Genomic DNA, 13,349 nt, shown 5'->3' with positions numbered 1-13,349 from the left:
TCATCTTCATCTTTCGTAAGGGCCCGCGACGTACCGGGTGCTTTCCAGCGAAGCCCGAAATGGTCGCGCACTTAATTGATATGCGGGAGTGCGGGGCACTTGATACTGCAGGGACAAGATTAGGGCCAGACGGGCGGCGCGCGTGAAATTTGCTTTTCACATAACTGAACGCCAACGGAAGAATTAATGATGCGTCGAAGTTCGTTCGGTGAAATTAAAACTAGCGCTCTTCATTAAAACAATCCGGAATTTAGCCGCCTGCTTATTGCCGGTAGAACGTCAAACCTTACCGTCTGTCGGCAAGTTCTCTGCTTAAACTCGTCGCGCTCCGGTTTTGGGATTAATGCCATGTTTGCCGGTCTGGCGCGCTGGCCGCGCCAGGCTTGACTCTGCGTAAGTCTGTTACGAACTGGAATTAATGCCTGATCAATTATTCTGATTTTTCAATAAGCTTATTTTGATTTGTTTGCGAGCCTGGAGATTCTTGGTTCCGACAACTGTTTTTCTCGTGACTAGACTGGTGAACGAGATTAACTCGGTGTCTAGAGGGCCAGGCATGCGCTATCTATCTAGAGTTCTGCTGCTTGCATTACTTGTTTTGCCAAACGCTCTTTGGGCACAGACAAAATCAAGTAGCGATGTCAGTTATCGCCCGGACGTCACCATTACCCTACGTACCGACATTGCCGATGGAAAATTGGTCTATGTCAGTGAGTCGGGATTGACCCGGGGGCAGGTAAATCCTGACTTGCGGGTTCCTGAAGGCGCCGTTGTACAGATCAACCTCATCAATGGTGACGGGGCGGTTCACGACATCGCGGTCCCTGAGTTCGAAGCGACCTCCAGTGAGATTTCGGGCAAGGGTGCAGCGACCTCCATCGTCTTTCGGGCAACCAGAAATGGAACCTTCGAGTACTACTGCACGCTACCGGGCCACAAGGCAGCCGGGATGGTCGGCAAGCTGGTTGTGGGCGATGGCCCGGAGACGGTCGTCGAGCAGGGCAAAGACCTTTCCAAGGATCCGACACAGGTGGGTGAGCCAGTTGGCAATCGCGAACCGAAGAGCATCACCCTCGACCTGCGGACCACCGAGGAGGAGGGACGGCTGAGCGATGGCAGCACCTACAAGTTCTGGACTTTCGACGGTACTGTTCCCGGTCCGATGGTGCGCATCCGCGAGGGCGATACCGTCACGTTGAATCTCAGTAATGAGCCTGACAGCGCGCATATTCATTCCATCGATCTGCACGCGGTTACCGGACCCGGCGGCGGCGCCGCGGTCACCCAGGTCGCGCCTGGACAGACCCGTTCGTTCACCTTCAGGGCGCTGCAGCCAGGCCTATACGTCTATCACTGCGCCACACCGATGGTTGCCCAGCACATCAGCAACGGCATGTATGGGTTGATCCTGGTCGAGCCCGAGGGCGGGTTGCCGAAGGTCGACCATGAGTTCTACGTGATGCAAGGCGAGCTGTACACGGCAAGCCCCAGAGGCGCACGCGGGCTGCATGAGTTCTCGCTCGACATGCTGCTGCGCGAGACGCCGCAACATCTAATGTTCAATGGCTCTAAGGATGCTCTGACCAGTATCCATAAGATGGAAGTCAACACTGGCGACAGCGTGCGCATCTTCTTCGGTGTTGGCGGCCCGAACCTGATTTCCAGCTTCCATGTGATTGGCGAAATCTTCGACAAGGTTTTCGATCAGGGATCGCTCACCAGCCCACCCTTGACGGATGTGCAGACAACTCTGGTACCGGCCGGCGGCGCGACCATGGTCGAGTTCGTCGCGGACTATCCAGGCAAGTACATCCTGGTGGACCACGCCCTGTCGTGCGCAGAGAAAGGCCTGATGGGCGTTTTGTCAGTGAAGGGCGAAGCGGACGCTTCGATCTTTTCCAGCCCCGAACCGGTTGATCCACATTCCGGACATTGAGAGCGGTTTCCCAGACTGCAGCTGATGCTGCGAAGGAGATGGCATGCAGGCTCGAAAGCTCTACGGCCCATTGAAGATCCTGAGTGTTGTCGTGCTGGCGCTGATGTTTGGCGCAATGCTCTACGCGTTCACGATGACGCTCATTCACTGGACAGGCATCAACGTCTGAGGGCACGCCATGAACAACCGCCAAGCGAGGCTCTTCGCGATTGCCGCAACCGGTGTCGCCACGCTCGTGTTCATCGGGCTGACAGTGGACAGTCATCGGCAGTTTCCCAAGCTCACCAACGCCGAAAACATCACGGCTGAGGTCAAGCACGGGATGGATGTCTGGCATAAGTACAACTGCATCAACTGCCACACGCTGTTCGGTGAAGGCGCCTATTACGCGCCGGATCTGACCAAGATCACCCAGCACCGCGGTGAGCCTTACCTCAAGGCCTATATGCGTGATCCGTCCAAGTTCTACGACGAGAAGATCCACCGCCGGCTGATGCCACAGCAGAATCTGGCCGAGGACGAGATCAGTGATCTGATCGCGTTCCTAGACTGGGTGAGCAAAGTTGACAACCAGGGCTGGCCGCCGCGGCCGATCCTGGTCACCGGCAGCTTCGTTCCGGGTGCCGACACTGGCGGCGGACAGCGCGACGACACGCCGCCAGGCGCGCGGCCGGTGGATGCAGACGATGATGAGCGAGCCTTGGGTGAACAGGTGTTTCGCTCTGCAGTGCCTGCGTGCAACGCCTGCCACTCCATTGCGCCTGGGGCGAACATGGCCGGGCCGACTCTGGCCGGGCTCGCCACCCGCGCGGCGGAGGTCGTCGCATCTCCTGACTACCAGGGGCAGGCCAGCGATGCTCGCGGGTATATCCGCGAGTCCATCGTTTCCCCTAGCGCGCACATCATTTCTGGCGCGATGTACTCCGCCGACGGCACCTCGTTCATGCCGACCGGTTACGACAAGAGCCTGACGGACGAACAGATCGACCAGCTGACGGCTTATCTCGAAACGCTCAAGTGACACGAACGGCCAAGCCGACCCACGTTCGCTTCAAGGGGAAACTACGATGCGCTATCAGTCCCAATCGGTCGCCTACTGGTACTTCGCCGTCGCGATGGTGTTGTTCGGCCTGCAGCTGGTGTTCGGCCTGCTCTCGGCGACCAAATACATCGGGCCGGACCCGCTGCTGTACATCCTGCCGTTCGACGTGACCAAAGTGATTCACACCAACCTGCTGATCGTCTGGGTGCTGACCGGCTTCATGGGCGCGACGTACTGGATGATTCCGGAAGAGTCCCGCGCCGAGCTGCACAGCACCAAGCTGGCCTATGTGCAGCTGGTGCTTTGGACGCTGATGGGCGTCACGGCGATCATCGGCTATCTGTTCCGCTACGGCACCGGCAACAAGCTGCTCGAGCAGCCGCTGCCGCACAAGATCGTCATCGTCATCTGCATGCTGATTTTTCTCTACAACATCGGCATGACGATCCGGAAATCGGGGCGTTTCACCACGACCGAAGCGGTGCTGATGATCGGCTTCGTCAGTGCTGCGCTTCTGTATCTGCCGGCATTGCTGCACTACGAGAACTACACGGTTTCGATCTTCTATCGCTGGTGGACGATTCATCTGTGGGTCGAGGGCGTCTGGATGATGATCATGGGCGGCTTCCTGGCCTACCTGCTGATCCGCTTGTCCGGTGCGGATCGGGAAGTCATGGAGAAATGGCTGTACGTGATCGTCGGCCTGGTGTTTATCGCCGGCATCCTCGGCACGGCGCACCACTATTACTGGGTCGGTGTGCCGACCTACTGGCTGCCCATCGGCGGGTTCTTCAGCGCACTGGAGCCGCTCGCACTCGTCGGCATGGCCGCTTACGCCTACGGCGCCATGCGTCGCTCGGGGCTGGCGCACCCGAATACATTGGCGCTGCACTGGACGATCGGCAGCGCGCTGTTCTCCCTGTTCGGCGCCGGGCTGCTGGGCCTCGCGCATACCTGGCCGAGCGTCAACAAATGGACCCACGGCACCTTGATCACCGCGATGCACGGCCATGCGGCGTTCTACGGTGCCTACGCGATGATCGTCATGGCGATGATCAGCTATGCCTTGCCATCGTTGACTGCCGGGCGCCGGGAGCAGGGGACTGCGCTGGGCTACTGGGCGTTCTGGCTGCAGATCACCGGCATGTTCGGCATGACGCTGTCGTTCGCCACGGCCGGTATCGCGCAGGTCTACCTGGAACGGATCATGGGGATGGGCTATCTGGATGCACAGCTCAAGATCCAGATCCATTTCGTGATGCTCATCGCCACCGCCTCGCTGTTCACGGTGGGAGTTGCGCTGTTCATCTACGACTTTTTCCGCTACACGCCACGCTTCGTCTTGAACGATACGGAGCCTGTGCTGGCAGAGACGGAGGTGCGCCCGACGTGACGTTGCCCGAACACCCGCCATCGGCGCAGGCAAGGCAGGGGGAGCCGTTCTACGTAGCGAGCGGCAATGAAGTCGCGATGTTCGAGCGCTGCCATGCGCGTGGCCTGGCGGTCATGCTCAAAGGGCCGACCGGCTGCGGCAAGACCCGCTTCGTCGAGCATATGGCCTGGCGGCTGAACAGGCCGCTGATCACGGTGGCCTGCCACGATGATCTGTCGGCCAGCGATCTGATCGGGCGCTTCCTCATCCGCCATGACGGCACCGTCTGGCAGGACGGCCCTCTCACCCGCGCCGTACGGGAAGGTGCCATCTGCTATCTGGATGAAGTCGTCGAAGCGAGGCAGGACACCGTGGTCGTCCTGCACGCATTGACCGATCACAGGCGCCTGTTACCGATCGACAAGACCGGTGAGTTACTGATGGCATCACCAGGCTTTCAGCTGGTGATCTCCTACAACCCGGGCTATCAGCGCATGCTCAAGGATCTCAAGCCGAGCACGCGTCAGCGCTTCGTTGCCATGGATCTGGATTTTCCGAGCGAAGAGGAAGAGGCGAAGATCGTCCAGCGCGAGAGTGGTGTCGATGCGCCGACCGCGCGCGCCCTGGTCACACTGGCGCGCAGGCTGCGAGTGCTGCGCGATCGCGGCCTGGCCGAGGTGCCCAGTACCCGTCTGCTGATAGCAGCGGGCGCCCTCTGCGCCGATGGCATAGCCGTGCGTGAAGCTTGCCTGGCGGCAATCGTCTCGCCACTTTCGGACGACGAAGCGCTGGTCGGAGCGATGCGCGATCTGGTCGACGGAACATTCATCTAGACCATGGCCGAAGCCGAAGAAGTTCTTACCGACGCGGCGCGGCATGCGACGGTCTTCGCCCAGCGCCTCTGGCGTCGCTACAGCCCTGCGCCGGACGCACCGGCAAGCCTGCCCCTTAGCGAGGTGGCTGAGCGCCTGGAGTTACTGCTCGCGGCAGTGTTCGGCAACAGCTATCGGTTGCGTATCGCCCAACCGCCGGCACGACCGACCTTGCTCGCCGACTGGTTCGGCCGTAGTCCCAGGCCGCAGCGACTGGCTGCGGTACCGGCAACCGATGGCGCGAGTATATGGTTGCCGCGCACGCTGGATCTTCCCGATCGCACACTTGCGGCGACCCTCTATAAAGTGATGGCCTTGCAGCAGGCTATGCGCATTCGCCGCCGCAGCGCACTGAGCGATTGGCGCAGTCTCCCGCCACTTGCCGGTGCGCTGTACCACCTGCTGGAAGCCCATGCGGCCGAGCGCGAGCTGCTAGAGGAAATGCCAGGGCTGGCTGACTCGGTACAGGTATTGCGGGCCTGCGCACTCGCGCGTCGTCCAGCGCTGAGTGCGTTCGGTGCGGCACGACGCCCTCTGGAGGCCCGCGTGCGTGCGCTGCTGGTGGACGAGGCGGATGGTTTTCCGCAGTCGCCTACGCCGGAAGCGTCGTGCGACTGGGCGACTCGATTGGTGGCCGAATGGGCATTGGAACCTGCTTCTGGAGGACGCATCGGCCAGGAGCCACTGCTCGCGGACTGGTGGACCGGAACGTTGCTGGCTCCTGTGATGCGCCATCAGCAGCATGCGGTCGCTGCCCAGGCTTCACTCGACCCCACTCAGCCGGCGCCGCAGAGCGTGCGGCTCGAACGGCGACCCGATATTCGTCAGGCGCGCCCCGATGAGGATGAATCGGAGGAAAGCGGACCGCTGATGATCCAGCTGGACGAACCTCATCCCCACGCGGAGGACCCGATGGGCCTGCAGCGGCCCATCGATCGGGACGACGCGGATGCAGAGCTGTTCGGGGAAATGCTCGGCGATCTTCCTCAGGCGCGTCTGGTCGCTTCACCCGGACAGCCCAAGGAGGTGCTGCTGGCTGATGACCCACCAGATGCCTCTGTTACCGCGCTTGCACCCGGCGTTTTGGCTGCGCAGCGAGGGATTAGCTATCCCGAATGGGATTACCGCACGCAGCATTACCGCGAGCAGAACGCCCTCGTGCAGGTACGCACGGCTCCCCCAGGTAATCCAGTCTGGCTAGCAGAAACGCTCGAGTCCCATCGAGGATTGCTCGAGGGGATTCGCCGCCGCTTCGAATTGCTGCGCACCCACCGGGCCTGGTTGCGCGGTCAGGTCGATGGAGACGAGCTGGACCTGGATGCCTATGTCGATGCGCTGGCGAATCTTCGAGCGGGCAGCGGACTGACCGATCGTCTGTACCGTACGCAGCGTTGCGCAGAGCGGAACCTGGCCATCCTGCTGCTCATCGATGTCAGCGGGTCGACGGACAGCTGGATTTCCCAGGGGCGACGCGTGATAGATGTCGAGCGCGAAGCCCTGTTGCTGGTGAGCATCGCGCTGCAGAGCCTGGGTGCACCCTACGCGATCCAGGCATTTTCAGGGCAGGGCAGGGAAGCGGTGGTGGTCCGCGATATCAAGACTTTCGAAGAGCCTTATGGCCAAGAGGTGGCGCTACGCATCGCCGCTCTGGAACCGGAGCATTACACCCGCTGCGGCGCGGCTATCCGTCACGCGAGCGCCAATCTGATGCGCCAGCCAGCGGCTCGTCGGCTGCTGCTGGTGTTGTCCGATGGAAAGCCTAGCGACAACGATGACTACGAAGGCCGATATGGAATCGAGGACACTCGCCAGGCCGTTCTGGAAGGCGTGCTGCAAGGCATATCGCCGTTCTGCCTGACCATCGACCGGCAAGCCAGCGCCTACCTGCCGCGGATATTCGGTGCTACCCGCTATGCGCTGCTGCCGCGCCCGGACCTGCTGCCTACCGTTCTGCTCGATTGGATGAAGCGATTGGTGCAGGGTTAGTTCGCAGCGCATGTCCCTGGTTTGCGACCGGGCTGCCGCAAGCAATGATTATCCGCGCGCGGTGCGGCTGTTGCCCGGTGTGACAGGCAGGGTGACTTATGTCAACCGAGCCACTAGAATGCTTGCCCATTCTGGGGCCGGAACGCCCGGCTTATGTCTGTGCAACGAGGAAAATCCATGCAAGTTTCTGTTGAAAGCACCTCCGCTCTTGAGCGCCGCATGACCATCGGCGTGCCGGTCGAGCGCATCGAGACCGAAGTCAACAAGCGTCTGCAACAGACCGCCAGCCGTGCCAAGATCCCTGGTTTCCGCCCCGGCAAAGTACCGATGAGCGTTATCCGCCAGCGTTATGAAGAGGCCGCTCGCCAGGAAGCCCTGGGCGACCTGATCCAGTCGACCTTCTACGAGGCCGTCGTCGCCGAGAAGCTGAACCCGGCCGGTGCGCCGTCCGTCGAGCCGAAAGTGTTCGAAAAGGGCAAGGACCTCGAGTACGTCGCCACCTTCGAAGTGTTCCCTGAGTTTGAAGTGGCCGGTTTCGAGGCTATCGAGATCAAGCGTCTGCAGGCTGAAGTGGCCGAAAGCGACGTCGATAACATGCTGGAAATCCTGCGCAAGCAGAACACCCGTTTCGAGAACGTCGAGCGTGCCGCCGAGAACGGCGACCAGCTGACCATCGACTTTGTTGGCAAGATCGACGGCGAAGCCTTCGCCGGTGGTTCGGCCAAGGGCACTCAGCTGGTGCTGGGCTCGGGTCGCATGATCCCTGGCTTCGAAGACGCCCTGGTTGGCGCCAAGGCCGGTGAAGAGCGCGTGATCAATCCGACTTTCCCCGAGGATTACCAGAATCTCGACCTGGCCGGCAAAACCGCCGAGTTCACCGTCACCGTGAACGCCGTTGCCGCTCCGCAACTGCCCGAGCTGAACGACGAGTTCTTCGCCCAGTTCGGCGTGCAGGAAGGTGGCGTTGAAGGCTTCCGCGCTGAAGTGAAGAAAAACATGGAGCGCGAGCTGCGCCAGGCCATCAAGACCAAGGTGAAGAACCAGGTCATGGAAGGGCTGGTAGCCGGCAACCCGATCGAAGTGCCCAAGGCGCTGATCGACAATGAAGTGAACCGTCTGCGTGTCCAGGCTGTTCAGCAGTTCGGTGGCAACATCAAGCCTGATCAATTGCCGGCCGAACTCTTCCAGGAGCAGGCCAAGCGCCGCGTCGTTCTCGGTCTGATCGTTGCGGAAGTGGTCAAGCAGAAAGAACTGAAGCCGGATGAAGCTCGTGTGCGCGAGCTGATCGAGGAAATGGCCTCGGCTTATCAGGAGCCCGAGCAGGTTGTTGCTTGGTACTACAAGAACGCCGAACAGTTGAACGAAGTCCGTTCGGTTGTGCTCGAAGAACAAGTTGTAGATACTGTTCTGCAGCAGGCCAAGGTGACCGACAAGTCGGTCTCCTACGAAGAAGCTGTCAAGCCTGCGGAAGCCCCGCAAGCTGCCTGATTTCTTCACACATTCGAGTGCACAAACATAAGCCAGCCTCGTGCTGGCTTATGTCTTTTACGGCATGACATAGGGAGTATCGTTGGAACATGTCCCGCAATCCTTTTATGCAAGTTCCGGACATTCAGGCCGCCGGCGGCCTGGTCCCGATGGTGATCGAGCAATCCGCACGCGGTGAGCGCGCCTATGACATCTATTCGCGCCTCCTAAAAGAGCGGGTGATCTTCATGGTCGGCCAGGTCGAAGACTACATGGCCAACCTGATCGTCGCGCAGATGCTGTTCCTCGAGGCTGAAAACCCCGAGAAGGACATTCACCTCTACATTAATTCCCCGGGTGGCTCGGTGACTGCCGGGATGTCGATTTATGACACCATGCAGTTCATCAAGCCGGACGTGTCGACCATCTGTATCGGTCAGGCCTGTTCCATGGGAGCCCTTCTGCTGACAGGCGGTACTGCCGGTAAGCGTTACTGCCTGCCGCATTCGCGCATGATGATCCATCAGCCATTGGGTGGCTTCCAGGGCCAGGCTTCGGATATCGAGATTCACGCACGTGAAATCCTGACCATCCGTGAGCGCCTGAACAAGGTTCTGGCCCACCATACCGGCCAGCCGATGGATGTGATTGCCCGCGACACCGACCGCGACAACTTCATGAGCGGTGAGGATGCCGTCAAGTACGGCTTGATCGACCAGGTTCTGACCCAGCGTCAGCTCGCCGTCTGATCCCTGCAGCCTGCGATATGCGGCTGTGCCGTGGGCTTGAAAAAGCCCACGATTGCCTTCATCTTGTGTTTCAAGCCTTCCCGATTGGATCGATCGAATGACTGACACCCGCAACGGCGAGGACTCCGGCAAACTGCTCTATTGCTCTTTTTGCGGCAAAAGCCAGCATGAAGTACGCAAGTTGATCGCCGGGCCCTCCGTTTTCATCTGCGACGAGTGCGTCGACCTGTGCAATGACATCATCCGTGAGGAGGTGCAGGAAGCGCAGGCCGAGAGCAACGCGCACAAACTGCCTGCGCCCAAGGAGATCAGCGGCATTCTCGACCAGTACGTCATTGGTCAGGAACGTGCGAAGAAAATCCTGGCAGTGGCTGTTTACAACCACTACAAACGCCTGAACCAGCGCGACAAGAAAGAAGAAGTCGAGCTGGGCAAGAGCAACATTCTGCTGATCGGCCCGACCGGCTCCGGCAAGACGCTGCTGGCTGAAACCCTGGCGCGCCTGCTCAATGTCCCATTCACCATCGCCGATGCGACCACGCTCACCGAGGCGGGCTATGTTGGTGAGGATGTCGAGAACATCATCCAGAAGCTGCTGCAGAAGTGTGATTACGATGTAGAAAAGGCGCAGATGGGCATCGTCTACATCGATGAAATCGACAAGATTTCTCGCAAGTCTGATAACCCGTCGATCACTCGTGACGTGTCCGGGGAAGGTGTGCAGCAGGCGCTGCTCAAGCTGATCGAGGGCACAGTCGCCTCCGTCCCACCGCAGGGCGGTCGCAAACATCCGCAGCAGGAATTCCTGCAGGTAGATACGCGCAACATCCTGTTTATTTGTGGTGGTGCGTTTGCCGGATTGGAGAAGGTCATCCAGGGGCGTTCGACCCAAGGTGGCATCGGCTTCAACGCTGAAGTCCGCAGCAAGGATCCTGGTAAGAAGATCGGTGAAGCGCTGCGCGCGGTAGAGCCGGACGATCTGGTCAAGTTTGGTTTGATTCCGGAATTCGTTGGTCGTCTCCCTGTGATCGCCACGCTCGACGAACTCGACGAAGCGGCGCTGATTCAGATCCTCACCGAGCCGAAGAATGCGCTGACCAAGCAGTACGCCAAGCTGTTCGAACTGGAAGGTGTCGATCTCGAGTTCCGTCCGGATGCGCTCAAGGCAATCGCCAGCCGTGCTCTGGAACGCAAGACTGGTGCGCGCGGTTTGCGCTCGATTCTCGAGGGCGTGCTGCTCGACACCATGTATGAGATTCCTTCGCAGAAGGACGTCAGCAAGGTGGTCATCGATGAAAGCGTGATCGAAGGCACATCTCAGCCTTTGCTGATATACGAAAACACCGAACCGCCAGCCAAGGCTGCGCCTGAGGCGTGATCGAACAAAAGGGGCCTGCGGGCCCCTTTGCATTTTGCTTCGCCGCCTTGTTTTTTATGGAGCGCGCCCTCATCTTTGTTGCAAGGGTATAGCCCATCCGTTTACCGCCGAATGGCCGTCGTAGAGCTGAATTATGAAGACAACCATCGAATTGCCCCTTTTGCCGCTGCGCGATGTGGTGGTTTACCCGCACATGGTGATCCCGCTTTTCGTTGGCCGTGAAAAATCCATCGAAGCGCTCGAGTCCGCCATGGCCGGAGACAAGCAGATTCTCCTGCTGGCGCAGAAAAACCCTGCTGACGACGATCCGGCCGAAGACGCGTTGTATCGTGTGGGCACAGTGGCTACCGTGCTGCAGCTTCTCAAGTTGCCAGACGGTACGGTCAAGGTGCTGGTCGAGGGTGAGCAGCGCGGCGTGATCGAGCGCTTCGTCGAGGTGGATGACCACTGCAGGGCTGAGGTTTCGCTGATCGAGGAAGCGGAAGTCGAGGCGCGTGAATCCGAAGTCTTCACCCGTAGTCTGCTAAGCCAGTTCGAGCAGTACGTGCAACTGGGCAAGAAGGTTCCCGCTGAGGTCCTGTCCTCGCTGAGCAGCATCGATGAGCCGGCGCGTCTGGTCGATACCATGGCTGCGCACATGGCGCTGAAGATCGAGCAGAAACAGCAGATTCTCGAAATCACCGACCTGGCAGCTCGTGTCGAGCACGTCCTGGCGTTGCTGGACGCAGAGATCGACCTGCTGCAGGTGGAGAAACGCATTCGCGGCCGCGTGAAAAAGCAGATGGAGCGCAGCCAGCGCGAGTACTACCTGAATGAGCAGATGAAGGCCATTCAGAAGGAGCTCGGCGATATCGATGAAGGTCACAATGAGGTCGATGAGCTGAAGAAGCGCATCGAGAACGCCGGTCTCAGCAAGGATGCCTACGCCAAGGCTCAGGCTGAACTCAACAAGCTGAAGCAGATGTCTCCGATGTCAGCTGAGGCCACGGTTGTTCGCACCTATATCGACTGGCTGGTGAACGTGCCGTGGAAGGCCGCCAGCAAGGTGCGCCTGGATCTGGCCAAGGCTGAAGAGGTGCTCGACGCTGATCACTATGGCCTCGAAGAGGTCAAGGACCGCATTCTCGAGTATCTCGCCGTTCAGAAGCGTGTGAAGAAGCTCAAGGGGCCGGTGCTCTGCCTGGTCGGGCCGCCGGGTGTCGGCAAGACTTCGCTGGCCGAGTCCATTGCGCGCTCGACCAACCGTAAGTTCGTCCGCATGGCGCTCGGTGGTGTGCGCGATGAGGCGGAGATCCGCGGTCATCGCCGTACCTATATCGGCTCCATGCCCGGTCGCCTGATCCAGAAGATGACCAAGGTCGGAGTGCGTAACCCGCTGTTCCTGCTCGACGAAATCGACAAGATGGGCAGCGACATGCGCGGCGATCCGGCTTCGGCGCTGCTCGAGGTGCTGGACCCGGAGCAGAATCACAACTTCAACGACCACTACCTTGAAGTCGACTATGACCTCTCGGATGTGATGTTCCTCTGCACCGCCAACTCGATGAACATCCCAGCGCCGTTGCTCGATCGCATGGAAGTCATTCGGTTGCCGGGTTACACCGAAGACGAGAAGATCAATATTGCCACCCGTTACCTGGCGCCCAAGCAGATCGAGGCCAATGGCCTGAAGAAAACCGAGCTGGAGTTTCAGGAAGCGGCGATTCGCGACATCATCCGCTACTACACTCGCGAAGCGGGCGTGCGCAGCCTGGAGCGTCAGCTGGCCAAGGTGTGCCGGAAGGTCGTCAAGGAACACGCGGCAGAGAAGCGTTTCCACGTCGTCGTGGACGCTGATTCGCTGGAGCACTTCCTTGGTGTACGCAAGTTCCGCTACGGGCTTGCTGAGCAACAGGATCAGGTCGGGCAGGTGACTGGCTTGGCCTGGACCCAGGTTGGCGGGGAATTGCTCACCATTGAGGCGGCTGTCGTGCCCGGCAAGGGGCGATTGACCAAAACCGGCTCACTTGGTGAGGTCATGGGTGAATCGATTACGGCGGCGCTTACGGTGGTTCGTAGTCGAGCTACCAGCCTCGGCATAGCCGCGGACTTCCATGAGAAACAGGACATCCATATTCACGTGCCTGAAGGTGCGACGCCGAAAGACGGCCCAAGCGCCGGTATCGGCATGTGCACTGCATTGGTTTCCGCCTTGACTCAGATTCCGGTGCGCGCCGATGTCGCAATGACGGGTGAAATCACATTGCGCGGCCAAGTGCTTGCAATTGGTGGATTGAAGGAAAAGCTCCTCGCTGCTCATCGCGGCGGGATCAAAACTGTGATCATTCCGGAAGAGAATCAGCGTGATCTGAAAGAGATTCCTGAAAATATTAAGCAGGACCTGCAGATTAAACCGGTGAAGTGGATTGACGAGGTCCTGCAAATTGCGCTGCAATACGCGCCGGAGCCCTTGCCCGATGCGGCTCCCGAGATTGTTGCAAAGGACGACAAGCGCGAGCCTGATTCCAAGGAGCGAATCAGCACGCATTAGTCTGGATGGCCACGTTG

General features: G+C 59.7%; 10 protein-coding genes. All 10 read left to right on the top strand.

Annotation, left to right across the window (positions count from 1 at the left end; all coding sequences use genetic code 11):
- Positions 1-556: 556 nt before the first annotated feature.
- The 10 genes from nirK to lon all read left to right on the top strand — a co-directional run bounded on the left by nirK (position 557) and on the right by lon (position 13,332).
- Positions 557-1,936 (top strand): copper-containing nitrite reductase, encoded by a 1,380-nt coding sequence (gene nirK, locus BHD08_RS08900; protein ID WP_256678630.1) that lies wholly within the window; start codon positions 557-559, stop codon positions 1,934-1,936.
- A 43-nt stretch (positions 1,937-1,979) separates the two neighbouring features.
- Positions 1,980-2,105, top strand: a complete 126-nt coding sequence (locus tag BHD08_RS23190) for a hypothetical protein (protein ID WP_015277086.1) — start codon at positions 1,980-1,982, stop codon at positions 2,103-2,105.
- 9 nt (positions 2,106-2,114) lie between these two features.
- Positions 2,115-2,957, top strand: a complete 843-nt coding sequence (locus BHD08_RS08895; RefSeq protein WP_125021634.1) for a c-type cytochrome — start codon at positions 2,115-2,117, stop codon at positions 2,955-2,957.
- A gap of 46 nt (positions 2,958-3,003) precedes the next feature.
- On the top strand, positions 3,004-4,371 hold the full coding sequence (locus BHD08_RS08890; protein ID WP_125021632.1) for a cbb3-type cytochrome c oxidase subunit I: 1,368 nt from the start codon (positions 3,004-3,006) through the stop codon (positions 4,369-4,371).
- Positions 4,368-5,183, top strand: coding sequence for a CbbQ/NirQ/NorQ/GpvN family protein (locus BHD08_RS08885; RefSeq protein WP_125021630.1), 816 nt, complete (start codon positions 4,368-4,370; stop codon positions 5,181-5,183). The genes BHD08_RS08890 and BHD08_RS08885 overlap by 4 nt, the downstream gene beginning before the upstream one ends.
- Positions 5,184-5,186: 3 nt before the next feature.
- Entirely contained in the window at positions 5,187-7,208 is a 2,022-nt protein-coding gene (locus BHD08_RS08880) for a nitric oxide reductase activation protein NorD (RefSeq protein ID WP_125021628.1), read from the top strand.
- 177 nt (positions 7,209-7,385) lie between these two features.
- On the top strand, positions 7,386-8,696 hold the full coding sequence (gene tig / locus BHD08_RS08875; protein WP_125021626.1) for a trigger factor: 1,311 nt from the start codon (positions 7,386-7,388) through the stop codon (positions 8,694-8,696).
- Positions 8,697-8,785: 89 nt separating this feature from the next.
- Entirely contained in the window at positions 8,786-9,424 is a 639-nt protein-coding gene (gene clpP / locus BHD08_RS08870; RefSeq protein WP_015277080.1) for an ATP-dependent Clp endopeptidase proteolytic subunit ClpP, read from the top strand.
- Between the two features lie 97 nt (positions 9,425-9,521).
- Positions 9,522-10,802, top strand: a complete 1,281-nt coding sequence (gene clpX / locus BHD08_RS08865; protein ID WP_015277079.1) for an ATP-dependent Clp protease ATP-binding subunit ClpX — start codon at positions 9,522-9,524, stop codon at positions 10,800-10,802.
- Between the two features lie 133 nt (positions 10,803-10,935).
- A complete protein-coding gene (gene lon / locus BHD08_RS08860; protein WP_125021624.1) occupies positions 10,936-13,332 on the top strand; it encodes an endopeptidase La in 2,397 nt (798 codons plus the stop codon).
- Positions 13,333-13,349 lie beyond the last annotated feature (17 nt).

The organism is Pseudomonas sp. SCT (genome assembly GCF_003864275.1).
GTDB classification, from domain to species: domain Bacteria; phylum Pseudomonadota; class Gammaproteobacteria; order Pseudomonadales; family Pseudomonadaceae; genus Stutzerimonas; species Stutzerimonas stutzeri_AE.
The sequence above is the reverse complement of the archived record's forward strand: the minus strand, read 5'-3'. Positions and strand labels throughout refer to the sequence as shown.

What these genes read in the sequence shown, in the direction of transcription:
- nirK (WP_256678630.1), top strand. Translation starts at nt 557, where the DNA reads ATGCGCTATCTATCTAGAGTTCTGCTGCTTGCATTACTTGTTTTGCCA.
- tig (WP_125021626.1), top strand. Translation starts at nt 7,386, where the DNA reads ATGCAAGTTTCTGTTGAAAGCACCTCCGCTCTTGAGCGCCGCATGACC.
- BHD08_RS08880 (WP_125021628.1), top strand. Translation starts at nt 5,187, where the DNA reads ATGGCCGAAGCCGAAGAAGTTCTTACCGACGCGGCGCGGCATGCGACG.
- BHD08_RS08890 (WP_125021632.1), top strand. Translation starts at nt 3,004, where the DNA reads ATGCGCTATCAGTCCCAATCGGTCGCCTACTGGTACTTCGCCGTCGCG.
- lon (WP_125021624.1), top strand. Translation starts at nt 10,936, where the DNA reads ATGAAGACAACCATCGAATTGCCCCTTTTGCCGCTGCGCGATGTGGTG.
- BHD08_RS08895 (WP_125021634.1), top strand. Translation starts at nt 2,115, where the DNA reads ATGAACAACCGCCAAGCGAGGCTCTTCGCGATTGCCGCAACCGGTGTC.
- BHD08_RS23190 (WP_015277086.1), top strand. Translation starts at nt 1,980, where the DNA reads ATGCAGGCTCGAAAGCTCTACGGCCCATTGAAGATCCTGAGTGTTGTC.
- clpP (WP_015277080.1), top strand. Translation starts at nt 8,786, where the DNA reads ATGTCCCGCAATCCTTTTATGCAAGTTCCGGACATTCAGGCCGCCGGC.
- clpX (WP_015277079.1), top strand. Translation starts at nt 9,522, where the DNA reads ATGACTGACACCCGCAACGGCGAGGACTCCGGCAAACTGCTCTATTGC.